The organism is Bacillus sp. NTK071 (assembly GCF_017303315.1).
GTDB lineage: Bacteria > Bacillota > Bacilli > Bacillales > Guptibacillaceae > Guptibacillus.
This window is the reverse complement of record NZ_JAFKOI010000016.1, coordinates 1-25,427: the sequence shown is the minus strand read 5'-3', so window position 1 is coordinate 25,427 and position 25,427 is coordinate 1. Positions and strand designations below refer to the sequence as shown.

The 25,427-nt window shown below is 39.4% G+C and carries 28 protein-coding genes; 23 read left to right on the top strand and 5 right to left on the bottom strand.

The genetic code is table 11. The features are described from left to right. Window positions 1-66: 66 nt before the first annotated feature. Together mutY and JI666_RS17875 are read left to right on the top strand one after the other, a co-directional pair. Window positions 67-1,167 carry an A/G-specific adenine glycosylase gene (mutY, locus tag JI666_RS17880; protein ID WP_206894372.1) on the top strand — a complete coding sequence of 367 codons (1,101 nt, stop codon included), beginning with the start codon at window positions 67-69 and terminating at the stop codon, window positions 1,165-1,167. Continuing rightward, window positions 1,164-1,925: an SDR family NAD(P)-dependent oxidoreductase gene (locus JI666_RS17875; protein WP_206894371.1), complete on the top strand. Its 762-nt coding sequence runs from the start codon at window positions 1,164-1,166 to the stop codon at window positions 1,923-1,925. Before mutY ends, JI666_RS17875 begins: the two co-directional genes overlap by 4 nt. Window positions 1,926-2,002: 77 nt before the next feature. On the opposite strand, the gene yfhS is transcribed toward JI666_RS17875, so the two are convergent. Next, the gene (yfhS, locus tag JI666_RS17870) at window positions 2,003-2,197 is read right to left on the bottom strand and encodes a mother cell protein YfhS (protein WP_206894368.1); all 195 of its coding nucleotides are present in this window, start codon (window positions 2,195-2,197) and stop codon (window positions 2,003-2,005) included. Between the two features lie 159 nt (window positions 2,198-2,356). On the opposite strand from yfhS, the gene JI666_RS17865 reads away from it, so the two are divergent. The 10 genes from JI666_RS17865 (at window position 2,357) to nikC (ending at window position 12,425) form a co-directional block, all read left to right on the top strand. Further along, window positions 2,357-2,650, top strand: a complete 294-nt coding sequence (locus JI666_RS17865; protein ID WP_206894366.1) for a gamma-type small acid-soluble spore protein — start codon at window positions 2,357-2,359, stop codon at window positions 2,648-2,650. Window positions 2,651-2,752: 102 nt separating this feature from the next. Next, the gene (locus tag JI666_RS17860) at window positions 2,753-3,427 is read left to right on the top strand and encodes an SOS response-associated peptidase (RefSeq protein WP_206894364.1); all 675 of its coding nucleotides are present in this window, start codon (window positions 2,753-2,755) and stop codon (window positions 3,425-3,427) included. A 182-nt stretch (window positions 3,428-3,609) separates the two neighbouring features. Next, window positions 3,610-3,831: a hypothetical protein gene (locus tag JI666_RS17855; protein WP_206894363.1), complete on the top strand. Its 222-nt coding sequence runs from the start codon at window positions 3,610-3,612 to the stop codon at window positions 3,829-3,831. 202 nt (window positions 3,832-4,033) lie between these two features. Continuing rightward, window positions 4,034-4,561 (top strand): nucleoside tri-diphosphate phosphatase, encoded by a 528-nt coding sequence (ntdP, locus tag JI666_RS17850; protein ID WP_048313631.1) that lies wholly within the window; start codon window positions 4,034-4,036, stop codon window positions 4,559-4,561. Between the two features lie 274 nt (window positions 4,562-4,835). Next, window positions 4,836-6,575, top strand: coding sequence for an ABC transporter ATP-binding protein (locus JI666_RS17845; protein ID WP_414635155.1), 1,740 nt, complete (start codon window positions 4,836-4,838; stop codon window positions 6,573-6,575). Window positions 6,576-6,763: 188 nt separating this feature from the next. Next, window positions 6,764-7,768, top strand: a complete 1,005-nt coding sequence (locus JI666_RS17840) for an ABC transporter ATP-binding protein (protein ID WP_206894361.1) — start codon at window positions 6,764-6,766, stop codon at window positions 7,766-7,768. 14 nt (window positions 7,769-7,782) lie between these two features. Further along, a complete protein-coding gene (locus JI666_RS17835) occupies window positions 7,783-8,763 on the top strand; it encodes an ABC transporter ATP-binding protein (RefSeq protein ID WP_206894360.1) in 981 nt (326 codons plus the stop codon). A gap of 28 nt (window positions 8,764-8,791) precedes the next feature. Further along, window positions 8,792-10,396, top strand: coding sequence for an ABC transporter substrate-binding protein (locus JI666_RS17830; protein ID WP_206894359.1), 1,605 nt, complete (start codon window positions 8,792-8,794; stop codon window positions 10,394-10,396). A 112-nt stretch (window positions 10,397-10,508) separates the two neighbouring features. After that, window positions 10,509-11,513: an ABC transporter permease gene (locus JI666_RS17825; protein ID WP_206894358.1), complete on the top strand. Its 1,005-nt coding sequence runs from the start codon at window positions 10,509-10,511 to the stop codon at window positions 11,511-11,513. A 12-nt stretch (window positions 11,514-11,525) separates the two neighbouring features. After that, window positions 11,526-12,425, top strand: a complete 900-nt coding sequence (gene nikC / locus JI666_RS17820; RefSeq protein WP_206894356.1) for a nickel transporter permease — start codon at window positions 11,526-11,528, stop codon at window positions 12,423-12,425. A gap of 30 nt (window positions 12,426-12,455) precedes the next feature. Here nikC and JI666_RS17815 read toward each other — a convergent pair whose 3' ends face one another. Continuing rightward, the gene (locus JI666_RS17815; RefSeq protein ID WP_206894355.1) at window positions 12,456-13,538 is read right to left on the bottom strand and encodes an FUSC family protein; all 1,083 of its coding nucleotides are present in this window, start codon (window positions 13,536-13,538) and stop codon (window positions 12,456-12,458) included. A gap of 190 nt (window positions 13,539-13,728) precedes the next feature. Beyond that, complete coding sequence (locus tag JI666_RS17810) at window positions 13,729-15,021, bottom strand: glutamate-1-semialdehyde 2,1-aminomutase (protein WP_206894353.1); 1,293 nt, start codon at window positions 15,019-15,021, stop codon at window positions 13,729-13,731. Window positions 15,022-15,175: 154 nt separating this feature from the next. Between JI666_RS17810 and JI666_RS17805 the strand changes: the two genes are divergently transcribed. From JI666_RS17805 to JI666_RS17795, 3 genes are read left to right on the top strand one after another with little or no spacing between them, the layout of a single operon-like run. Beyond that, window positions 15,176-16,189: an ABC transporter ATP-binding protein gene (locus JI666_RS17805; protein ID WP_206894352.1), complete on the top strand. Its 1,014-nt coding sequence runs from the start codon at window positions 15,176-15,178 to the stop codon at window positions 16,187-16,189. Beyond that, a complete protein-coding gene (locus JI666_RS17800; RefSeq protein WP_206894351.1) occupies window positions 16,182-16,973 on the top strand; it encodes an ABC transporter permease in 792 nt (263 codons plus the stop codon). Before JI666_RS17805 ends, JI666_RS17800 begins: the two co-directional genes overlap by 8 nt. A gap of 3 nt (window positions 16,974-16,976) precedes the next feature. Continuing rightward, a complete protein-coding gene (locus tag JI666_RS17795) occupies window positions 16,977-17,762 on the top strand; it encodes an ABC transporter permease (protein ID WP_206894350.1) in 786 nt (261 codons plus the stop codon). A 414-nt stretch (window positions 17,763-18,176) separates the two neighbouring features. Here JI666_RS17795 and JI666_RS17790 read toward each other — a convergent pair whose 3' ends face one another. Next, window positions 18,177-18,722: an RNA polymerase sigma factor gene (locus JI666_RS17790; protein ID WP_206894349.1), complete on the bottom strand. Its 546-nt coding sequence runs from the start codon at window positions 18,720-18,722 to the stop codon at window positions 18,177-18,179. 168 nt (window positions 18,723-18,890) lie between these two features. Here JI666_RS17790 and JI666_RS17785 point away from each other — a divergent pair, with 168 nt between their 5' ends. The 7 genes from JI666_RS17785 to perR all read left to right on the top strand — a co-directional run bounded on the left by JI666_RS17785 (window position 18,891) and on the right by perR (window position 23,655). Next, window positions 18,891-19,697, top strand: coding sequence for a DUF4397 domain-containing protein (locus JI666_RS17785; RefSeq protein ID WP_206894348.1), 807 nt, complete (start codon window positions 18,891-18,893; stop codon window positions 19,695-19,697). A gap of 24 nt (window positions 19,698-19,721) precedes the next feature. Further along, a complete protein-coding gene (locus JI666_RS17780; protein WP_206894347.1) occupies window positions 19,722-20,357 on the top strand; it encodes a class F sortase in 636 nt (211 codons plus the stop codon). Window positions 20,358-20,409: 52 nt separating this feature from the next. After that, window positions 20,410-20,841 (top strand): ion channel, encoded by a 432-nt coding sequence (locus JI666_RS17775; protein ID WP_206894346.1) that lies wholly within the window; start codon window positions 20,410-20,412, stop codon window positions 20,839-20,841. A 53-nt stretch (window positions 20,842-20,894) separates the two neighbouring features. Next, the gene (gene bcp, locus JI666_RS17770; RefSeq protein ID WP_206894344.1) at window positions 20,895-21,362 is read left to right on the top strand and encodes a thioredoxin-dependent thiol peroxidase; all 468 of its coding nucleotides are present in this window, start codon (window positions 20,895-20,897) and stop codon (window positions 21,360-21,362) included. Between the two features lie 242 nt (window positions 21,363-21,604). Continuing rightward, window positions 21,605-22,555, top strand: a complete 951-nt coding sequence (locus tag JI666_RS17765; RefSeq protein WP_206894342.1) for a D-2-hydroxyacid dehydrogenase — start codon at window positions 21,605-21,607, stop codon at window positions 22,553-22,555. 1 nt (window position 22,556) lies between these two features. Beyond that, entirely contained in the window at window positions 22,557-23,111 is a 555-nt protein-coding gene (locus tag JI666_RS17760) for a cob(I)yrinic acid a,c-diamide adenosyltransferase (RefSeq protein ID WP_206894340.1), read from the top strand. Between the two features lie 109 nt (window positions 23,112-23,220). Then, window positions 23,221-23,655 (top strand): peroxide-responsive transcriptional repressor PerR, encoded by a 435-nt coding sequence (gene perR / locus JI666_RS17755; RefSeq protein WP_048313653.1) that lies wholly within the window; start codon window positions 23,221-23,223, stop codon window positions 23,653-23,655. Between the two features lie 55 nt (window positions 23,656-23,710). On the opposite strand, the gene JI666_RS17750 is transcribed toward perR, so the two are convergent. Beyond that, the gene (locus JI666_RS17750) at window positions 23,711-24,076 is read right to left on the bottom strand and encodes a YgzB family protein (RefSeq protein ID WP_206894339.1); all 366 of its coding nucleotides are present in this window, start codon (window positions 24,074-24,076) and stop codon (window positions 23,711-23,713) included. A 210-nt stretch (window positions 24,077-24,286) separates the two neighbouring features. On the opposite strand from JI666_RS17750, the gene JI666_RS17745 reads away from it, so the two are divergent. Beyond that, entirely contained in the window at window positions 24,287-25,153 is an 867-nt protein-coding gene (locus JI666_RS17745) for a nucleotidyltransferase-like protein (RefSeq protein WP_206894438.1), read from the top strand. Window positions 25,154-25,427: the final 274 nt, after the last annotated feature.

Genomic DNA, 25,427 nt, shown 5'->3' with positions numbered 1-25,427 from the left:
AGGTTATTAGAAGATTTAAATGATTGTTAACATTAACCTTACTATATCATATCGGAGAGTTGATTAATGAAAGAGAAAGTGACAGAGCTTCTACATTTTTTCGATGAGAAGCAATTCCAGTACGATTTAATTTCCTGGTATAAAAATGAACAAAGAGACCTTCCATGGCGTGAGAATCAAGACCCGTATCGAATTTGGGTATCTGAAATTATGCTTCAACAAACAAGGGTTGACACGGTTATACCATACTTTGAACGATTTATCTCGAAGTTCCCCTCAATCGAGGCATTAGCAAATGCTGATGAATCGGATGTCTTAAAAGCATGGGAAGGCCTTGGGTATTATTCAAGAGCTAGAAACCTCCAAAGTGCGGTTCAAGAGGTAGCAGAAACGTATAATGGCGTTGTACCAAATAACCCAAAAGAAATTGCAACATTAAAAGGTGTCGGACCATATACAGCAGGGGCTATTCTAAGCATTGCGTATAATATACCTGAACCAGCAGTTGATGGGAATGTGATGAGAGTTCTTTCAAGAATTATTGGTATATGGGAAGACATTGCCAAACCTTCAAGCAGAAAAACATTTGAGGAAATAACAAGGCGTTTAATTTCACAAGAAGATCCATCCTCATTCAATCAGGGTATGATGGAACTTGGCGCAATCATTTGTACACCTAAATCACCTTCATGTCTTCTTTGTCCAGTTCAAGACCATTGCCGCGCATTTAAAGAAGGTTCGCAAGAAGAATTGCCTATTAAGTCAAAGAAGAAGGCACCGAGGCCAGTCCCAATTGCTGTAGTCGCCCTTCAAGACTCAGAAGGTAAGTATTTAATTAGAAAACGCCCTGAGAAAGGTCTTTTGGCTAGTCTCTGGGAGTTTCCAAATGTTGAATTAACTGAAGGTGGCTTAAAAGAAGAACAGCTTAAGAAACATATAAAAGAGGCATACAACTGTAATGTTGACATTGAAGAAGAAATGACAGCTTTTGATCATATATTTAGCCATCTAAAGTGGCAACTAACCGTTTACAAGGGGACCATCCAAGGAACAGTAAAGAAAGAAACTAATGTCCAGTTAGTTGATAAAAGTGAACTAAAGAAATTCGCTTTTCCAGTGGCCCATCAAAAAATTGTAGCTATTATGGAGGTGGACGAAGAGAAATGAATTTGAACCTAGAAAATCGTAAGGTATTAGTTACCGGTGGTTCTAAGGGAATAGGTAAAGCAATTGCACAAGCTTTCTATGAAGAAGGAGCCCAGGTTGGAATTTGTGCAAGAAACCGCGAAGATCTTGAAGAAGCAAAGCGTGAAATTGGAGAAGATCTGGCCATCTTCGAAGCAGATATTACAGATGAACGGAAACGTGCAGAACTCATTGAATCGTTTCTAATGGCTTTCGGATCAATTGACATCCTTGTTAATAATGCAGGCGGCAGTAATGGAACTACTATAATGGAAACAGATGTCTCTCAATTTCATAAAGCAATGGATCTTAATTTCTATTCTGCCGTTCATCTTAGTCAAATTGCAGCTGCTGAGATGAAAAAGCAAAAAAGCGGAGCTATTGTAAATATCTCTTCCATTTTCGGAAGAGAATCTGGTGGTAAGCCAACTTATAATAGTGCAAAGGCTGCAATGATTAGTTTGACCAAAGCGATGGCTGATGAACTGTTTGAATCTGGAATCCGCGTGAATGGTGTGGCACCTGGAGCTATATTACACCCTACAGGCAACTGGCAAAAAAGATTGGATGAAGATCCTGATAAAATCAAAGAATTTGTCGAGCGTGAAATACCTGGCGGAAGGTTTGGTACGCCTGAGGAAGTAGCCAATACCGTTGTCTTTCTTGCTTCAGAGAAAGCATCTTGGATTTCTGGTGCCACAATAAATGTTGATGGCGGACAGTCAAAATCAAACTTTTAAATATTTACTAAAAGCACCCTGAGATGAATTTCAGGGTGCTTTTTGAAATTTAAGGTCATAGCGGTAATCGTTCATTTTTAATCTGGCATGAATGCCGAAAGTCCACCACGTTGCTCAATTTCTTTAATAATTTCACGGTGTATTGCAACGCCTTCACTATTTAGGTATGGAGCAATTTGCTGCATACTATGGTGAAAAAAAGAAAGTTCGTCATCAGCCCAATTTTCTTTAGACGTCATCGATAACTCGGTCATATCACGATGATCTTCCATAATGAAAACCTCCTTTGTTTCCTTAGTGTGTAGCAGGATTGCTAACGGTATGAAAGAAGAGGAGTGGAAACATCGGGAAAGTTTTCTAATTCTTTTTTTAAGATCGTACATAACAATACGAGAACTGGTTATTCTATTGTTTGTGGGAGGTGATAAGCCATGGCAAAGAAACCAGGACAAACACAATCTGGTACAAGCATTCAACACGTGAAACAGCAGAACCAACAAGCTTCTGCTGGTCAAGCAGGTCAGCAACAATATGGTGCTGAATTTGCAAGTGAAACGGATGCTCAACAAGTGAAAGCTCGCAATGCGAAAGCTGCTCAAAACAAACAGCAAGCATCTGCTGGTCAAGCTCAGCAACAATACGGTGCTGAATTTGCAAGCGAAACGGATGCACAGGAAGTAAAAGCTCGCAACGCAAAGTCTGCTCAAAACAAGCAGCAACAATAATCAACTTCCCAGACAGGGCTGACTAAGTCAGCCCTGTTTTCAATTAACAAAGGGTATTTATCAAATTACAGCGAACATGTTATGTAAAAAGGAGGGATTAAGATGTGCGGAAGGTTCTCATTAACCACAGAACTTGATGATTTATTAGAACGATTTCAAATCGAACAAATGAGTATAGATGACTATGCACCACGCTATAATATTGCTCCTTCCCAACAAATTCCCGCTGTTATAAAAGCAGATAGTGGAAATCGGCTGGGCACATTAAGATGGGGATTAATTCCTTTTTGGGCAAAGGATGCTTCAATTTCTAATAAACTTATTAATGCAAGAAGTGAAACGGCACATGAGAAAGCAAGTTTTAAACATGCGTTAAAAAGACGACGCTGTTTATTATTATCAAATGGATTTTATGAATGGAAACGTGAGGATGATCGCAAAGTTCCAATGCACATTCAAGTGAAGAGAGGAGAGCCCTTTGCGATGGCAGGACTTTGGGAGCAGTGGAAGTCCGGAGGTGAAACATTGTATACGTGCACAATTCTAACAACAGGTGCTAATGAATTAATGGAAAACATACATAGTCGTATGCCAGTAATTTTGAAAAAAGATATGGAAGAGATGTGGCTAGATCCTAAAATAGATGACATAAATGTTCTCAAAAACTGTATGCAACCATTTCCATCTGAAGAAATGAATGCGTATGAAGTTTCTACTCTCGTTAACGCTCCAAATCATGACGAACCAGGATGTATTGTTCCAATTGAAGATATATGACAAAACCTCCTACTTCTCTACAGAAGTTGCCAAAGGAAATCGAATTCAATTATTGAATATCTTCTCAGGAAGAACAACTCTTAAAAGATTTGAGCGTAATAACGGTTATTTCAAGTCGAAAGTTTCATTTTATCTCATACACTAATAAGACACGGTAATAAAGCTGAGAAGGGGGAGGTAGGATGCAACGCTTCGATGCGCTCATCCAGCAACAGCTTAAGCTTGCAGATCAAATGATTCAAAAGAGAGATGAAATTCAAAAGTTAGAATGCGATCATATGGGTCGATCTGAACAGGTAAATTCTACAATTACTGAACGTAAAGAAGATCTATCTAAGTTGGAAATTGAATTTGAACGTCTAATATCTGAGGTCATTTCGAGCTTTGAAAAGACACCTATATAGGGAATGAATAGTAAAGTGCCATCCTTCGGAGGGCGCTTTTATTTTTATTTTATTTTGTTAAGCGTTATAATAGAGAAGAATATAGATGAGATGTAAAATAATAGCCATGTATTGAACGGTAAGAAAGAAAGGATACTGTGAGTCTGCCTGTATGCATAAGGCATTCATCGTTTTCCGGGATTTCTTAGGAAAGGAGAAGAAGATGAGTTTCCCAACGACCGGGACGAGAATTCAAATTCAAAGCTATAAACATCGCGGTACACTTCATCGAACATGGGAAGAAAGCATCGTACTTAAAGGTACCTCTAAAGAAATAATCGGGGGAAACGATCGTATTCTCGTTACAGAAGCGGACGGAAGACAATGGAGAACGCGCGAACCTGCGATTTGCTACTTTAGTGCGAACCATTGGTTTAATGTGATAGGTATGATTAGAACGGATGGGTTATACTATTATTGTAATCTTGGTACTCCATTCACGTACGACGAAGAAGCATTAAAGTACATTGATTACGATCTTGATATTAAAATTTATCCTGATATGACCTTTAAGCTCTTGGATGAAGATGAATACGAAGCGCATCGTGAAGAAATGAATTATCCCGAAGCAATTGATCGTATCATACAACAAAATGTAAAAGAATTAATGAACTGGATTCATCAAAGAAAAGGACCATTTGCTCCAGGTTTTGTAGATCAGTGGTATGAACAATTTCTTCAATATAGGTAGAAAACCTGTTGAGTGTTTTTCAACAGGTTTTTACATGAAAAGAATGATATTTTAAGAAACCTCTTTTCGTAGACATTGTTTCTTTCTTCTCTAAAAGATTGTTGCTATTGAAAGAATATTTGTATAGAAAACCAAACTTAGCTAATTGGAGCGGAAGGAGGCTCACCGCCCGCCCTGCGGAAAGCGAGCATCCTGGAGCGGAGATTAACCCACATTATATAATAAAAATAATCTGTTTTCGAACGGGAATGGTTTAGTTAAAGGATGATGTCATCTGGGAAACATAAAAAGGTATATGGCCTTTGTAACGCCATATCGTAAGCAAATCGGCATAACGATTGGGATTGGGATACTGAAATTCGCAATTCCTCTTCTATTACCGCTGATTCTAAAGTATGTCATTGACGATGTTATTAATGCAGAAATGCCAGTTGGTGACAAATATGAACAGCTTATATGGTTAATGGGGGGAGCTTTCTTCCTGTTCGTTGTGGTTAGACCGCCGGTCGAATATTTTAGGCAATATTATGCACAATGGATCGGGAGCAAAATACTCTATGATATCCGTGATAAGTTATTTTCACATATTCAACAACTCAGCTTAAAGTTTTACTCAAATAATAAAGCAGGAGAAATTATCTCCAGAGTAATCAATGATGTTGAACAAACGAAAACATTCGTTATAACAGGTATGATGAATGTTTGGCTCGATCTCATTACGATTATCATTATCATAGTCATTCTATCGTTTATGAATATCTGGTTAACGCTAGCAGCAATTATTCTCCTTCCATTGTATGGACTATCAGTTAAATTCTTCTATAAGAGGTTGCGTGATTTAACGAAAGATCGCTCGCAAGCTCTTGCAGAAGTGCAAGGTCATCTGCATGAACGCGTACAGGGAATGTCGGTCATTCGAAGCTTTGCACTTGAAGATTATGAGCAAGAGCAATTCAATAAACGTAACACAAACTTCTTAGATCGAGCACTTGATCATACACGTTGGAATGCGAAAACATTTGCAGTCGTCAATACGATTACGGACGTAGCACCGTTAATTGTAATTGCATTCTCTGCATATCTTGTTATCTCAGGTGGCCTGCAAGTGGGTGAAATGGTAGCCTTTGTCACATATATGGATCGATTGTATAGTCCATTAAGACGACTAGTGAACTCATCTACTACGCTCACTCAATCAATTGCCTCAATGGATCGGGTATTTGAATTTGTTGATGAAAAATACGACATTGTCGATCGTGAAGATGCAAGGACGTTAAAAGATGTAAGAGGAAATATTAGTTTTCAGGATGTTTCATTTAAGTATAACGAGAACGATCTTCCAGTTCTCAAGGAAATTAACCTTGAAGTACGTGCTGGAGAAACCATTGCACTTGTTGGCATGAGTGGTGGAGGGAAATCTTCCCTCGTTAGCCTGATCCCTCGCTTTTACGATGTTACAGGTGGAAGAATATTAATTGATGGCACCGATATTCGGGATTACCAGGCGCGAAGCCTTCGCGATAATATCGGAATGGTACTTCAAGATAATATATTGTTTAGTGAATCCGTTCGGATGAACATTATGATGGGAAATCCTAATGCTTCTGAAGAAGCTGTTATCCGAGCGGCTAAAGCAGCTAACGCACATGAATTTATTTCAAGTCTTCCTGAAGGTTATGATACTCCAGTAGGCGAGCGCGGTGTTAAGCTTTCTGGTGGACAGAAACAGCGTATTGCTATTGCGAGAGTTTTCCTTAAAAATCCGCCAATTTTAATTCTAGATGAGGCTACATCTGCGCTAGATTTAGAAAGCGAACACTTAATACAGGAGGCACTTGAAGAGCTAGCAAAAGACCGTACTACGTTTATCGTTGCTCACCGCCTTGCAACTGTTACACATGCGGATCGTATCGTAGTTGTCGAGAATGGTGAAATCTCTGAGAGTGGAAACCATAAAGAACTAATGGCACGAAAAGGGTCATACCATAATCTGTTTCAAGTACAAAATTTATAATTTACCATTAAAAAAGCACTCAAATCGAGTGCTTTTTTGTGTTTTTATGCACATTAATGCTTAAAAACGCCAAAAAAAGACAGAAAATTTCCTCAATACACATTGCCAAGAGAACAATTTAATGTAATAATGATAAACAGATTTTAGTTAAATTAAAAAATTCTGAAATTGGCGAAAGGGGTGAGAGAGTGGAACAGCCAGTCTTGAACGTCAGCAAGTTAAAAACTCACTTTTTTACCGATGATGGTGAAATTCCGGCAGTCGACTCCGTAGATTTTCATATTAACAAGGGAGAGGTACTAGGAATTGTTGGTGAATCTGGTTCTGGAAAAAGCGTAACATCACTATCCATCATGCAACTGATTCAGGCTCCAGGGAAAGTTGTTGGAGGAGAAATTACATACAAAGGAGAGAATCTCCTTACTAAATCGGAGAAAGAAATGAGGAAGATAAGGGGAAATGAAATTGGCATGATTTTTCAGGAGCCGATGACATCCCTTAATCCTGTTTTTCGAATTGGTAATCAGCTAATTGAAGGCATTCGTATACATAAAAAATGGAGTAAAAAGAAATCTTGGGAGCACGCTATTTCAATTTTAAAACTAGTGGGTCTTCCACGAGCAGAAGAGTTAATGAATGAGTATCCCCATCAGTTGTCAGGAGGGATGCGTCAGCGTGTCATGATTGCGATGGCGATGGCATGTGATCCAGAGGTACTTATTGCAGACGAACCTACAACAGCACTTGATGTAACGATTCAAGCTCAAATTCTTGAACTAATGAAGAAGTTGAATCGAGAAACCAATACATCCATTATCCTCATTACCCATGATCTTGGTGTTGTAGCAGAAATTTGTGATCGTATTGTGGTGATGTACTCCGGGAAAATCGTTGAGCAAGGAAAAACAAAGGATATCTTCCAGCAACCGAAACATCCGTATACGATCGGTTTAATTGAATCTGTCCCTGATGTTCGTGTTCGAAAAGACAGATTGTATTCGATACCCGGTAACGTTCCAAAACCAGGTTCCATTCATAAAGGATGTCATTTTGCACCGCGTTGTAGCTTTGCTTTTGACAAATGTTTTGAAGAAGATCCTATTTTACTTGATGCTGGATCGAATCAACAAGCTAGGTGCTGGCTTCACGAAGACGAGAAGAAAGCAGCTGTGCTAGAGAGAGTAAATAGCTAAAGGGGGCACCTATTTTGCAAGAAGCATTGCTCGAAGTTAAACAGCTTAAGAAGCATTTCCCAATCGAGGGAGGCGTGCTTAAACAGCAGGTAGGGACAGTAAAAGCAGTTGATGGGGTAACCTTCACGCTACATAAAGGAGAAACTTTCGGGCTAGTTGGAGAAAGTGGATGTGGGAAGTCTACAACTGGTCGGATGTTAATGAGACTTCTTGAACCTAGTGATGGCGAAGTTCTATTTGATGGAAAAGAAATGACTTCGCTTAGTAAGAACGAAATGCGGCATCTGCGGAAAGATATTCAGATGGTGTTTCAAGATCCCTTCGCTTCACTTAACCCAAGACACACAGTCGAAAGAATTATTGAAGAGCCTCTCATTGTTCATAAACTCGGCAACAAAGCAGAGCGCAAAAAGCGAGTTAGAGAACTTCTGGAAATCGTGGGCCTCAGCTCTTATCATGCAAAACGATATCCGCATCAGTTCAGTGGTGGACAGCGGCAAAGAATCGGTATTGCACGAGCGCTTGCTGTTAATCCGAAGCTAATAATTGCAGATGAACCAGTATCCGCACTTGACGTTTCTATACAAGCTCAAGTATTAAACCTTCTAGAAGATCTACAAAAAGAGCTTGGATTAACATATTTGTTCATTGCGCATGATCTTGGTGTTGTAAGGCACATTAGTGATCGTGTTGGGGTCATGTATCTTGGCCGTATTGTTGAAATGGCAGATAGTGAAAAGCTGTATCTTGATTCAAAACATCCGTATACACAGGCTCTTCTTTCAGCAGTACCAGTTCCAGACCCTGAATATGGGAAAGACAGAATTATACTTACAGGAGATGTGCCAAGCCCATCGAATCCGCCATCTGGATGCCCGTTTCATACAAGGTGCCCGAAGGCGATGGACGTGTGCAGCTCAGTTGTTCCTGAATTCAGGGAAGTAGAACCGGGACACCATACAGCGTGTCATCTGTACGAAGAAGACCATGTATAAATAAAAACATTTCTTAAGGGGGAAGACGATGAAAAAGACTATTTTTTCATTAGTATTTGTATTGCTTCTTTCGATTGGACTTGCTGGTTGTGGCGGTTCAAACGAAACGAATGGCAATGGTGGGGGCGACTCTGGTGAGGCTACAGGCGGCACATTGATCTTCGGCCGTGGTGGAGATTCAGTATCACTAGACCCGGCATCTGTTACAGACGGGGAATCTTTTAAAGTAACAAAGAACATTTTTGATACACTACTTGATTACGGCGATGACAATACGGATGTAGAGGCAGCGCTTGCAACAGAGTGGGAAGTTTCTGATGATGGTAAAACGTATACTTTTAAACTTCGTGAAGGCGTGAAATTCCATGACGGTACTGACTTCAATGCAGATGCTGTTGTGTATAACTTCGAACGCTGGATGAATGGAACAGAAGAAGCATTCTATTACTATAAATCAATGTTTGGTGGATTTAAAGGTGATGAAGGTCACGTCATTGAAAGTGTAACAGCTAAAGATGATTACACAGTTGAATTTAAGCTGAAGCGTCCACAAGCTCCATTCCTTAAAAATATTGCAATGTCACCATTTGCTATTGCGAGTCCTGATGCACTTGAAAAGCAAGGAGACAAGTTTGGTGAAAATCCTGTAGGCACCGGTCCATTTGTTTTTGGTCAGTGGAACCGTAATGACAAGATTGTACTTAAAAAGAATGAAGACTACTGGATGGATGGTTATCCAAAGCTTGATAGCGTTATTTTCCGAGCGATTCCTGATAACTCAGCTCGTTTGAATGCATTGATGGCTGGTGAAATTGATTTAATGGATGGACTTAACCCATCTGATGTTCAACAGGTAGAAGATGATTCAAATCTTCAAACATTCTTCCGTCCTTCTATGAACGTTGGATACCTTGGTTTAACGTCGAACCGCGAACCATTAAATAACAAACTTGTTCGTCAGGCATTAAACCACGCTGTTGATAAGCAGGCGCTTATTGATTCGTTCTATGCAGGACAAGCTGAACCTGCAAAGAATCCAATGCCTTCTGTTATTGGTGGTTATAACGACGAAATCGAACCTTATGAGTATGACCTTGATAAAGCAAAAGAACTTCTAAAAGAAGCAGGATACGAAGATGGTTTTGAAATGGAACTTTGGGCTATGCCAGTTCCACGTCCATATATGCCAGACGGTCAAAAAGTAGCTGAAGTTCTTCAGAAGAGTTTCGCAGAAATTGGCGTAAAAGCAGAGATCAAGTCTTACGAGTGGGCAACATATCTTGAAAAAGCTCGTAATGGTGAAGCGGATAGCTTCTTACTTGGTTGGACTGGAGATAACGGTGATGCGGATAACTTCTTATATGTTCTTCTAGATCAGGACAACATCGGAAGCAATAACTACACGTATTACGAAAATCAAGAGTTACATGATCTTCTAATTAAAGCACAATCAACACCAGATGAAGAAGAGCGTAATAAGCTTTATGCTGAGGCGCAAGAAATTATCCATGAAGATGCACCATGGATTCCACTTGTACACTCTAAACCAGCATTGGGTGGTAAAGCTTCTATTGAAGGATTTACTCCACATCCAACTGGTTCTGATAAGCTAACAAAAGTGACAATGCAGTAGAAATGGGAGGGGAGTGATTCACTCCCCTTTATTTAAAGTAGTTGATTTATTTAATACATAATGAGTAGTAAATCAATCATGAATTGCACATAAGGAAGAAGAGGTGAGTTACATGCTTGCTTATACAGTTAGACGGTTGTTAATGCTTATCCCAGTTTTATTTGGAATGACACTGATCGTTTTTTTTATGATTCGAGCGATTCCTGGAGATCCAGCTCAGGTTATTCTTGGACAGCAAGCAACGGAAGAGGCGATTAAGAGTTTAACAAAACAGCTCGGACTCGATCAGCCATGGTATCTTCAGTATGTAGATTATATAAAGAATCTGTTTACTGGTAATTTAGGCACTTCTCTACGAACAAGTACTGATATTAGCGGAGAAATTTGGCCGTATCTTGCTGCAACTTTGGAGCTTTCACTTGTGGCTATGGTAATTGCTATTTTTATTGGTGTGAATGCGGGTATCATTAGTGCCTGGTATCAGAATTCATGGTTTGACTATACAGCTATGGTTCTTGCTTTAATCGGGGTTTCAATGCCTGTATTCTGGCTTGGATTAATGGAGCAGTGGGCATTTTCTCTTGAGCTCGGATGGCTACCATCTACTGGTCGTGAAAATGTAAGGAATCCAGTGGATGCCATTACACATCTTTATCTAATTGACACACTCATTCAGGGTCGTATGGATCAGTTTGTTGAAGTAATTAAGCATTTGATTCTTCCTGGGATCGCACTTGGTACAATCCCAATGGCTATTATTGCAAGGATGACACGCTCGAGCATGCTCGAAGTAATGAGATCTGATTTCGTTCGCACAGCTCGCGCGAAAGGTACAAAAATGTTCTGGGTTGTTTACAAGCATTCTCTCAAAAATGCATTCATCCCAGTTTTGACTGTTATCGGACTTCAAATGGGGCTATTACTTGGTGGGGCTATTCTTACTGAAACCATATTTGGATGGCCTGGTATCGGTCGCTATATTTATGATGCGATTAATTTCAGAGATTACCCAGTTATTCAGTCGGGTATCCTGATTGTTGCGGTTATCTTTGTATTCATTAATTTAATTGTCGATCTGTTATATGCTGCAATTGATCCTCGAATCAAATACAACTAAGGGGGCTTCGAAATGGCTGAAATTGCTCCACAAAAACAAGTAAATGTATCAAAGCAACCAGATGAAGAAGTAATATCACCATGGCGTGAAGCCTGGAAGGGATTCAGGAGAAATAAGCTGGCAATGGTCGGCATGGGGATTGTTCTATTCTTTATTCTTCTTGCCATTTTCGCTAGTGTAATTGCACCGGAAGGAATAAATGAACAGAAATTATCCGAACGTCTTCAATCACCTTCAGCAAGTCACTGGTTTGGGACAGATGATTTTGGACGAGATATTTTATCACGTATTATATATGGTGCTCGCATTTCACTATGGGTCGGTTTTTTTGCTGTACTGGGCTCAGCAGCTGTAGGTAGCTTACTTGGGATGATAGCGGGCTATTACGGACGTCTTGTTGATACGATAATTTCTCGTATCTTTGATATTATGCTAGCGTTCCCAAGTATCCTTCTCGCCATTGCTGTTGTAGCAGTACTTGGACCATCACTGAGAAATGCCTTGATCGCGATTGCCATTATCAATATACCTAACTTTGGTCGACTTGTTCGTTCTCGTGTATTGAGTGTGAAGCAAGAAGAGTATGTCATGGCTGCTAGAGCGGTTGGGATGAAGGATTCGCGAATTATTTTTCATCATGTCCTTCCGAATTCGCTTGCCCCAATCATTGTTCAAGGAACACTTGCGATTGCAACAGCTATTCTTGAAGCTGCTGCACTGAGCTTCCTGGGGCTTGGCGCACAGGCACCTCAGCCTGAGTGGGGAAAAATGCTTGCAGATTCGCGCTCCTATATTATCCAGGCACCATGGACAGTATTCTTCCCGGGTCTCGCCATCATGCTAACCGTCCTTGGATTTAACCTTCTGGGGGATGGCCTCAGGGATGCACTTGATCCAAAAATGAAGAAATAGAAAAATCAGCCGAAACCGGCTGATTTTTTTCTATTTGGCGTGAAGTTCCTGGATATCAACTTCATTCTCTTCTTGATGATAGGAGTGGAAGCTATCGACTAGTAGATCCAGGTGCTCAAGATGATCATGATAATCGATGATCATACCAATTAGAGGAAAGATAGTCATCCATAGCTCGCGGTTGCATTCACCACTTTCATATAGCTCCACGTAGCGCTCTGTTAAGGTCGTCTCACCAGAACCAACATTATTGAGCATTTCTTCAGGTGACTGGTGTCTTACTTTGCCAATGTATTTTAAATGGATTCGTTCATGGTAGTTTGTGAGCTGATCGAGGTGTGTTTGAATGAGCTTTCTCACCTCATCAGGCATGATTAGAATTTTCACATCAAGTTGATCAAGAATCTTTAATATAGCTAAAGATTTTTCAGTAGTAGCAATCATTTGCCTAAACAGCACTAGCTTACGAGCTTTGACAAGATTCTTCCGTTTAAAGTAGGTTCTCTCTTCTTTATAAAGTAGGAAGTACTGATCGCTTTTGATTGTGTCTTCTTTTAACTTAATCAAATTTTCTTTTAACACTTTGTGTTCAGCATCATTTCTTGTAGCTAGTCTAATCCACTGTGAAATGTATTCTGTATTGCTTACGATTTTATGAAATAACTTGGTTTCGTATTTTGGAGGTAGGAAGATCAAGTTCACAAAAGATGAACTGATGACTCCAACCATAATTACGAAAAATCGGTTTGTAGCAAATGAGATAAACTCCTCTTGTGGTGCATTCATGATAAGTATGACGGTAACGACTGCAAGTGGAATCGTACTCTCAATCTTTAATTTAATGTTAATTGCAATGATTATAATTGCACCAAGACCAATGACAATAGGCTGATTACCAAATACAATTACAAGACCAACTGCAAGCAAGGCTCCGATAATATTGGATTGAAACTGATCGATAATGGTTTGGTAAGATCTGTAGATTGATGGTTGAATAGCAAATAATGCAGCCACCCCAGCAAAAGACGGAGGTTCTAAACCAAGCCAGGTTGCAATGTAAAGTGCGAGTGTAATCGCAAGCCCTGTTTTAAATATACGGGCACCAAACTTCATTCTAATAAAGTCCTTTCGTTGAGTACTTATAGTATAGAGAGTATCCTCTATTGACTCATTTAAACATAAGAGAACGTTCTAGTTATACATCGGAATGCTCTTTATAGCAAGCCCTATTTTCCAATTATTAAAAGAATAGTAGAAAAGGCAGAATGAATTAAATTCATTCTGCCTTTTCTAATGCATGAGCTTAATCTGCCATTCTAATGAAAGTGCGTTTGACTGCTTCAAGCGTATCATCGATATCTTTCTCGGTATGCTCAGTTGTTAGGAACCACGCTTCGTATTTTGATGGAGCAAGGTTAATGCCTTCATTTAACATCAGCTTAAAGAACCTCGAGAATTTTTCGCCATCGGAGTTTTCTGCTTGCTCGTAATTCATAACTTTTTCATTGTTAAAGTAAACAGTTAATGCGCCTTTTAAACGATTGATCGTAATTGGAATGCCTGCTTCCTGTGCATGCTTTTGAATACCGCTCTCAAGGCGTTCCCCTAGTTGATCAAGATGAGTATAGACACCCTCTTCTTGAAGAACTTCAAGGCAGGCAATACCTGCAGAAATGGAGGCCGGGTTTCCGGCCATTGTACCAGCCTGGTAAGCTGGACCGAGCGGAGCGACATGCTCCATAATTTCTCGTTTGCCGCCATAGGCACCAATCGGTAATCCACCACCAATAATTTTACCGAGAGCTGTCATATCCGGCTCAACGCCTAGTAGATTTTGAGCACCACCATACATGAAGCGGAAGGCAGTGATAACTTCATCATAGATGACAAGTGCCCCATATTGATGTGTGATTTCATTCACCTGTTGAAGGAAACCTTCTTCTGGTTCAACAATTCCGAAGTTACCTACGATTGGTTCAACAAGAACGCCTGCAACTTGGTCTCCCCATTTGTTCATGGCTTCTTTATAGGCTTCAATATCGTTAAATGGAACGGTGATAACCTCTTTCGCAATACTTGCGGGAACACCTGCAGAGTCAGGGTTGCCAAGTGTCGCTGGACCTGAACCTGCAGCGACAAGAACAAGGTCAGAATGGCCATGGTAGCACCCTGCGAATTTAATGATTTTATCTCGCCCAGTATAAGCTCTTGCGACACGAATTGTTGTCATTACTGCCTCTGTACCAGAGTTCACAAATCGAACTCTTTCAAGAGAAGGAATCGCTTCTTGAAGCATTGATCCGAAGCGGTTCTCTAAAACAGTTGGTGTACCGTATAAAACACCGTTCTCAGCAGCTGTTGTAATCGCTTGTGTAATATGAGGGTGAGCATGTCCAGTAATAATTGGACCGTATGCTGCCAAATAGTCTATGTACTTATTTCCATCAACGTCCCAGAAATAAGGACCTTTTGCTTTCTCCATAAATACTGGTGTACCGCCACCGACGCCCTTATAAGAGCGAGATGGACTATTTACACCACCTAGCATAATATCGAGTGACTCTTTATGATGTTGTTCTGATTTTGTGAAATTCATAGTTACCTCCTTGTATTGCTCATTTATCACCTTATATTGTAGCACGAGTGACGAGAAACGAAAGCCTAAGACCACTAAGACAGAAGCTCTTTCATTGTTTATTAGAGAAAGCTCTTGTAAACTAAATTGGTGTGTGTTTAAAGGAGGAAGACGTATGGAAAAGGTTATCGACGTGCAATCATTGCGGAAAGATTTTAAATCTCACTCGAGTCGTTCAGGTCTTAAAGGAGCGTTTCGAGATTTATTTACAAGAAATTATAAAGTGATTTCTGCGGTTAAAGATATTTCATTTACAGTTAATGAAGGCGAAATGGTTGGCTATATCGGTGAAAATGGAGCTGGTAAATCTACAAGTATTAAAATGCTTACAGGTATTTTAACACCGACTTCTGGGACTGTTCGTGTAAATGGAATGGATCCACATAAAGAACGCGAGAAATTTGTTAGCTCAATTGGTGTTGTGTTTGGACAACGCTCACAGCTATGGTGGGATATCGCTGTTCAAGAGTCATTCCGATTACTTAAGAAGGTCTATAATGTACCTGATGACGTATACAATGACCACATGAATCATGTCATAGAATCACTTGATATCGGGCCATTACTTGATAAGCCTGTTCGGAAGCTATCTCTTGGTCAGAGAATGAGATGTGAACTAGCAGCTGCTCTTCTTCATAATCCGAAGCTCTTATTCCTAGATGAGCCAACGATTGGCCTTGATGTGCTTGTTAAGCTAAAAATTCGAAATTTCTTAAAAGAGATTAACGAGAAATATAAAACGACTATTTTGCTAACAACACATGATTTAACTGATATTGAAGCTCTTTGCGAACGTGTCGTTATGCTTGATGAAGGACAGATCATTTATGATGGTAAGCTTGCAAAGCTTCGTTCGAATTGGGGAGAAGGGAAGCAAATTGAATTTCAGTTTGGTGAACAGGTTAGCCTTGAGAACCTACAACCATTATTAATGGAACTCCAAGCAGAATGGACGAAGGGCGATCGTGACAATGTTTGGATCGCTAACGTTGTAAATGAAGAGCATGTCATTTCAGAAGTGATTGGTCGAGTCGTAGCGGCGAACAGGATTACGGATATTAAGATTCATGAAATTTCGACTGAAGAGATTATTCGAAATATATATGAAGAGGGCATGCTCAATGGGTAAGTACATTGAAATGATTCGCGTTCGTTTTTTAATGATGCTTGCCTATCGAACAAACTACTATAGCGGTATCCTGATTTACAGTATTAATATTGGAGCTTACTATTTTCTTTGGAATGCGATATACGGTGGAAAAGGAGAAATCGAGGGGTTATCAGTTATCCAGATGACAACGTATATTGCTGTTGCATGGATGGCAAGAGCTTTTTATTTTAATAACATTGATCGAGAAATAGCTCAGGAAATTAAAGAGGGAAAGGTCGCCGTTGAATTTATTCGACCTTACCATTACTTAATGATGAAAACGATGCAGGGACTTGGAGAAGGGATTTTTCGTTTAAGCTTTTTCTCCATTCCAGGGATGGTTATCGTAAGTCTTATTTTTCCGATTGAATTCTCAGCAGCTTTATCAACATGGATGTTCTTTACGATTGCCATTATTTTAAGTTTTATTGTGAATACACAGATCAACCTGCTGACTGGTGTGATGACATTCTTCTTCTTCAACAATGATGGATTGATTCGTGCTAAGCGCGTTGTTATCGATTTATTTTCAGGCTTGTTGCTTCCAATCAGCTTCTATCCTGGATGGGCTCAACAAGTTATGGACTTCCTACCGTTTCAAGCGATCAGCTATATTCCCAGTATGATCTTTACAGAAGGCTTTACAGGATTTGCTGTATGGGAAGCCATTATGTTCCAACTTGTCTGGGCTGTTATTCTCATACTACCAATTCAAGCGCTATGGATTATTGCCAAAAAACGTCTGATTGTGCAGGGAGGGTAACGAATGAAGCATGCTACTATTTTCTTTCTATATGTATCGCAATATATGAAAACGAGATTAACTTATCGAGTTGATATGCTGATGGAGATCATGTCTGATTTGTTGTTTCAAGCAGTTAATCTTATTTTCATTCTAGTCGTATTTGGTCACACTAATATGCTTAGCGGCTGGTCAAAAGATGAAATTATCTTCATCTATGGATTCTTTCTTGTTCCATTTGCTATTTTTGGAGCATTCTTTAACATTTGGGATTTTAACGAACAGTATATTGTTAAGGGAGAAATGGACCGTATTCTAACGAGACCAGTTCACAGCTTGTTCCAAATTATTCTAGAACGCATGGAACTTGAATCACTGTTTGGAGTTATAACAGGGATAGCTGTTATGGTTTACGCGGGTAACCGTCTTAATTTAAGTGTCTCTTGGTACGATCCAATTGTATTTCTATTTATGGTTCTCGGTGGTGCTTTTGTATACGCTGGTATTTTCATTCTGCTAGCAAGCATTAGCTTTTGGTCAGATAGTCGAACTAGCATCATGCCGATGATGTATAACATCGGTAACTATGGTAGATATCCAGTCGATATTTATAATAAAGTGATACGCTTTGTATTAACATGGATCCTCCCGTTCGCATTCGTTGGCGTCTATCCATCAGCTTATTTTCTTGGTAGAGAAGAGTGGTATGGGTATGCTTTTCTTACACCGGTTATGGGAGCGGCATTTTTTGGATTTGCTATTTTTATGTGGAATATCGGAGTTACAAAATATAGAGGTGCCGGTAATTAGAAAAGGCTGGGACAAAACTAAAATACATGAAGGAAATCGCGGATTTTAATGGTAAGAGTAAGACCTTAGCGTAGCCAACATACGTAGACTCCGACTGAGGCCGTGCCCGCGGAAAGCGAAGTATGTTGGCGAAGCGGTTGTTTCCTATCTGTAAATTACGAAAGACCCGATCTGATTCAAATGAATTGTTCGGGTCTTTCTCATGGTTATTTACTTATGTCCCAGCCTCTTTTGTTTTTATTTGGCTCTTTTCTCAAAGATTGCTGCTTTTTGAAAGAACTTTTGTATAAAGAGCTTGACTTAGCTGATTGAAGCGGAAGGATACTCACCGCCCGCACCGCGGAAAGCGAGCATCCTGGAGTGGAAATCCCTCTCACTCTTATAGCGACAATGTTTACGAAAAGAGCCTTTTTATTAGACAAGTTCTATCAGTGATAAATCAATCGTTTCTTTTAATTTTTTCATGCCAAGTCTTACACGGCTTTTCACAGTACCAAGTGGAATCTTCTTCTTAGAGGCTACTTCGGCTTGACTATACCCATCTATATAAATAAGTTTAAGAACTTCCCGTTGCTCCGTTTTCAGAGATTGCAATGCGCCAATAACCATATCTTTATTACCACAGTCTTCTTGAATGTAATGTTCTTTATCGATCAAATGGTGATCTTCAACAACTGTTTCTTTGAAATTACGCTGTTCTTTCTTAATCCGATCAATGGCTCGGTTTCGGGTGATTTGGTTAACCCATGAAGAGAGCTTCCCTTTATTTTGATGGAAATGAGATCTCTTGTTCCATACTTCTAAATAGACATCCTGAACAATTTCTTCTGCAATTTGCTGGTCATTTACAATACGACGGGCGATTCGTAAAAGTGTCTGATGGTTTTCGATACAAAAGATTTTGAAATGCTCTTCATTTCCATTGTCCCAATAAGCAATCGCATAATTGCCTTTATCCATTTTACGTTCCTCCTCCGAGCTGTTCTAGTAGCTTAATTCCCTCGAATTCAAAATAAAAACAAACAAACTGTAAAAAAAGTGATCCAATTGCATTGTTTTTGTCGTATCACCTAGTGAACAAACATTATACAAAGGTGTTACAAAAACTAAACCAGAGGAGTGGAGTAAATGTTAAAGAAAGTTATGGCAACTGCCGTGGCGATGGTCATGATGTTCGGTATTATCGGTACACAGGCGTTTGCGGATCATCATGAGGCTATGGTTCGAGTTATCCACGCATCACCAGATGCACCGGCAGTTGATGTGTATGTTGACGGTGAAGCAGTTGTAGAGGGTGCCGAATATAAGCAGGCGACAGATTATATGGCTCTTCCAGCAGGAGATCATAAGATTGAAGTATTCCCAGCTGGTAATAATGGCGAAGGCGAACCAGTTATTAGTCAATCAGTAACACTTGAAGAAGGCATGAAATATTCTGCAGCAGCTGTGGGCAAGCTTGATGGCATCTCTCTTTGGGCACTAGGAGATGATATGGAAGCGTCTGAAGGAAAAGCGAAAGTGCGAGTTGTACATGCTTCTCCAGATGCACCTAATGTGGATGTAGCTGTTAAAGATGGGGACGTTCTATTCTCGGATGTTGCTTTTAAATCAACGTCTGATTATGCTGAAGTTGATCCAATGACTGTAGATCTTGAAGTGCGACCAGCAGGATCTGAAAATGTTGTCCTTGAAATCCCTGGCGTTGAATTAAAAGAAGGCTATGTATACTCAGTGTACGCTATTGGTCTTGTTGAAGGTGAACCAACGCTTGAAGCATGGCCAATGGTGGATGCGACAAATATGCCGACAGATATGCCAAAAACAGGTATGGGTGGTACGGCTGATCAGTCTAATACAGTAGCATGGACACTTCTTGGAGGAGCAATTCTAGCAGCAGGAACTGGAATTTATCTTCGTAAGAAGCAAACCGCTTAATCATTAATAGAAGGAGGAGCAGTGATGCCGTTAAAGAAACTCTTAACCATTAGTTTACTTATGGGAGCAGCGGCAGGCTGCTCTTCTTTTTCTAATCATACGAGTGTAGACAAAGGAGTTCCTTCTATTGAAGAAGTTCAACTTAATTCAGCTCCAGAAATAATGGCTTCCTCTAAATCTAATGATATAAATGCTCCAGAACCTAAGGGAGAGGGGATTGTTCCAAAGCGATTGTCCATCCCAGCTATAAATGTAGATGCTGAAGTGGAACATGTAGGCCAATTACCAGATGGGCAAATGGATGTTCCGAAAAACGATGATAACGTCGGATGGTATCAGCTTGGAGCGAAGCCTGGTGAAATGGGAAATGCCGTTCTTGCGGGTCACGTTGATAACAAGACAGGACCATCGGTGTTCTTTCATCTTGGAGATTTAGAAAAGGGTGACATTGTCGCTGTTTCTGATCAGAATGGAAAGGCTTATAAATTTGAAGTACAAAAGGTTGAATCGTACCCGAGAAACGAAGCTCCACTTGAAAAGGTGTTTGGAACAACTTCTATATCAGGTCTTAACTTGATTACTTGTACAGGTACATTTAATCGTGATGCAGGCACACATGAGGAGCGGCTGGTCGTCTACACGACTCTTGTATCAAAATAGTTCGTCCTAAAATAAAGAAACACCTCATAAACCTATTATGAGGTGTATTCTAATGCTCTTATTAATTACTTGTGCAATTGTCCTTGCTTTTATTAGTGTTGGGAGAAGCATGTTAGCTCTTATGAAAAGAACGAGAGTACCGGGTAGTCTTCTTTCTGTTTATAAGATGTTTCTGTTATTCCTTGTTTATTTAACGATGATTATCGCTTTTGGAAGTATGTATTTAAGTCTAGTTATACTTGATGTCCCTGTTCTTCAGGAAGGACAAGTGAATCTTTCAGATATGACATTAACGCCGTTCACAAGAATTCAATCTGTGCTTTATTTCAGTGCGGTCACACTTCTATCCGTTGGGTATGGAGATCTTACACCAATTGGAATAGGACGATGGATTGCGATTATAGAGGCGTTAATTGGTTACTTAATGCCGGCCGCATTTTTTGTCACGACCATGGTTGATTATCGTGATAGTTCGAAGTTGTAAGTTCGCATGAATTTCGTTACGCTTAACTTAAGATGATTAAAGGAGGCGTAACAATGAATGTTGAAGTTGGTCAAAAAGCTCCTGATTTTAAGTTAGAAGCAAGCACAGGGGAAACTGTGTCTCTTTCCGATTATAAGGGGAAAAACGTAGTGCTATATTTCTACCCAAAAGATATGACCCCTGGATGTACGACAGAGGCATGTGATTTTCGAGATCATATCGAAGGATTCGAAGAACTGGATACGGTTATTTTGGGAGTTAGTCCAGACCCGGTCGAAAAGCACAAAAAATTCATTGATAAGTATGATCTTCCGTTTCTTCTCCTCGCAGATGAAGATCATTCAGCTGCAGAAGCATATGATGTATGGCAGTTAAAGAAAAATTTTGGCAAAGAATACATGGGGATTGTTCGCTCAACATTTGTTATAGACAAAGAAGGAACCCTCGTAAAAGAATGGCGTAAGGTTCGCGTTAAAGAGCATGTGGAATCAGCGTTGACTTACATTAAAGAAAACCTTTAGTAAGACGATGGTCTTAAGGGCATCCGACTATACCTATTTGTTTTACTTACATAGAGTATAGTAGATCATATCTTCTGTTGGGGGCGCATCATGCGCTCTTTTTTTGTATTCGAAGAAATGTCATAGGGATGATCTTTCAGCTGATTCTTTGAATGAAACAAGGTTGTTTTGTTTAGACCATAGCGGGAAATCAGCTATACTTAAAGCGAGGAGATGTTAATCGATTAGAAAGGGATGAAAAAGTGCAGATTCTATCAACAGCCAAGTTAAGGTCTGAAATCAAGGAACAGCTTATAGAAGCGCATCCTGAAGTAACTTTTCAGTTCCAACAATCAATGAATGAAGCGGAACCTTATTTATCTGAAGCACAGATTCTTCTTACATATGGTGAAGATCTATCTTCGGATCACATTGAAAAAGCAACTCAACTTAAATGGATTATGGTCCTATCTGCAGGTCTTGAACGTATGCCGTTAGGGAAAATTAAAGAAAGAGGCATATTAATTACAAATGCAAGAGGTATTCATAGCATTCCAATGGCAGAATACACCATTTCTGTGATGCTACAGGTTGCTAGAGAAGCGAAACAAGTTTTAGCCAATGAATCAGAGAAAGTTTGGAAGAAAAACGTTCCGATGAAAGAAATCACAGGTAGCACAATTGGTGTGGTAGGAACTGGAGCAATCGGTTGTGAAATTGGTCGTATTGCCCATGCATTTCGAATGAAAACGCTTGGTGTGAATCGAACAGGCCATGATGCAGAGCATTTTGATGAAATCTTTAAAAATGAAGATATCCTTTCTATGCTTTCAAAGTGCGATTACGTTGTTGGAGTTTTGCCGAGCACTACGGACACCAAGCATTATTTTAGAAAATCGCATTTCGAAAAGATGAAAAAATCAGCAGTATTTATCAATATTGGTAGAGGAGATACTGTAAATGAACGTGAGCTAATCGATAGTCTTAATGCTGGCGAAGTGAAACATGCCGTACTTGATGTATTCGAAAATGAGCCACTTGACCCGTCTCATCCGTTCTGGGAAATGGATACTGTTACAGTGACACCTCATCATTCGGCTATCTCAGATAACTATCAGCCTAGAGCGATTGAAATATTCAAGTATAATTTAAGGAAATACTTAAAAGAATCTAATGATATGAAAAACGTAATTGATCCTGATAGGGGGTATTGAAATGAAAATTTATACGAAAACAGGGGATAAGGGTGAAACATCTCTAGTGTACGGGCAACGTGTACCGAAAAATGATGTACGAGTAGAAGCATATGGAACATGTGATGAAGCGAATTCTCAAATTGGTCTCGCCTTGAGTTATGTTCAGAACATTCATTTCGACGGAAAAGAAGAGTGGCAAACCATCTTTCACAAAATACAGACTTGGTTATTCCATGTTGGAGCTGAGCTTGCAACTCCAAAAGGTAAAAAGGTTGGATGGACTATTGAAGAAGAGCATATTAATGAAATGGAAAACCAAATAGACAAATGGGAAAAGCAATTAGAACCACTTAGGAACTTTATTCTTCCTGGTGGACATGCATCTGGAGCAAGTCTTCATGTAGCGCGTACAATCGTTCGTCGCGCTGAAAGGAATACTACGATGATTGGAGATGCGAATCCGCTCGTCTTATCATTTTTGAATCGTCTCTCGGACTTTCTATTTGTAGCAGCTCGATATATTAACTATCACCTGGGAGAAAAAGAAAATATTCTTCATCAGGATCAAAAATAGTTTAATCCTTACTGCGTGTACGATTATTGACAAATCCCACCTTTAGGATGTACACTATTTATAAACATTACAAAGTAAGAATGCTTGTTGAAAGTGAGGTGCATGACGAATGGCTGAAGAAAAACTGCACGAAGCAATTGATGCAATGAAAAATTCAGGAGTTCGGATTACTCCGCAGCGTCATGCCATTCTGGAGCATTTGATCCAGTCTATGTCCCATCCAACTGCTGATGAAATATATAAGTCACTAGAAGGTAAGTTTCCTAACATGAGTGTGGCAACAGTTTACAATAACTTAAGAGTATTTAAGGAAATTGGATTAGTGAAAGAATTAACTTATGGGGATTCTTCTAGTCGATTTGATTGTGTTACAACGGATCATTATCATATTATTTGCGATGATTGTGGTAAGATAGTAGATTTTCATTATCCTGGATTGGATGAGGTAGAAACACTTGCGGAACAAGTAACAGGTTTCCGTGTTGGTGATCACAGGATGGAAATATACGGTAAGTGTCCTGATTGCCAGAAGAGCAAACATTAAATATTTAGCCAAGAACAAAGGCTTCCCCATTATATGGAGGAAGCCTTTGTTCTTGTTATGATTGTTTTTTCTGGATCTTCTTAATATTGTATTTCTCGTCGAATTCTTCGCCGTCAAGTTCTGGATCCATTGTTAGTGGTTGTTTGCAGTGCATGCATGCATCTACACGCCCTAGAACTTTGGTCGGCTTCTCGCAATTTGGACAAACTACTTGAATAGCTCTTGTAGAGAGCATTCCGATCCAAAAGTACACAACAGCACTTGCGATCGTTGCAAGAAATCCAATTAGCATGAATGCGGTCATCAGAAAAACAGAAGTCTTGAAGAATATTCCTATATACATAATCGCAATTCCGATAAAGACAAGACTCAGTGCGAACGTACGAATTTTATTAATCTTATTGGTATACTTAAGTTGCATTGCGTGTCCCTCCTGCACACAAGTATAGCATATGCATAGGGTGTAAGCACTTTCCTTATCAGAAGACATACAAATTTCAAATTTAGGATTGCTTAATTTATTACAGGATTTATAATGTTTACTGTTGAATACTTAAGATTATACGGTAAAAGGTAAAATGGATTTTAATGATTGGTATTATAAGTATAAATACTTCTGGAGGATAGAATGATGGAGAACCTTTTAAGGCCGATTTATCAAGAGAGAGCCAGTCATCCTGAAACACTCGGTGTACTGGTCATTGAAAAAACGAAGCCGTTTCATCCACTGACCGACAATTTCGATGTTGTTTTATTGATCATTGTAAATAATAAAGAAAAGTCATGGTTCGTAAAACACTATGAGTTTGAAGATAAGAAAGCTGCTATGCACGTAGTATCAGAACAACAGGTTAATGAGTGGTTAGGATCTGGTAGTCACCGTCGCCTAGTTGCATGGCTCGTGAATGGAAAAATTATTTTTGACCGTAATGAATACATAGCCGGATTAAAAGAGCGGATTCGTGATTTCCCTAATGAAGAGCGGACACGGAAAATAGGTGTTGAATTTGCCCGACTTATTAGAAGATACACGGAAGGTAAAGAATTATTTGCTTCTAAACAGTATATGGATGCTTATAACTTTATCCTACATGCTTTGCACCATCTAGCTCGTCTTTCAGTAATTGAACATGGTTTTCATCCAGAGATTACAGTTTGGAATCAGGTGAAACATATTGAACCAGAAATTTTCAAATTATACACCGAGCTCTTATCAGGAGAAGACCCTCTAGATAAACGTCTTGAATTGCTTCTTCTAGCTAACGACTTCTCTTTATCTTCTAAATCTAATAATGCAACAGTTCACATACGAAATGTCATGAATGAACGTAAGGGTGCATGGACATATCAGGAATTGATGGAAGATGAACAATTAAAAGATTACGGCATAGATCTTGGAGCGCTTCTTGAGTATATGATTGATAAAAATCTAATTGAAGTCCATCGAAGTGAGACTAAAGGTTCTGGAATATTCATACGTGAGTACAAGGCTATATAAAGAATTATTAGAACGGAGAAAAAATATCAACAAAAGGGTTGACCGTATTTTTTCTCCGTGGTATATTATTACTTGTCGCCGCGAAGGAATAACGCGGTAACGAAATAAATTAAAAAAGTTGTTGACTTCGATTGAGTTAATGTGGTAAATTAATAAAGTCGCTGAAAACGACATCGAAAGAAACAAATCGATCTTTGAAAACTGAACGAAACGCCATGTAAGTAGTTGTTTCTACGGAAGCAAATTGTTTTAAAAGCTAGATTAAGCTTTCTAT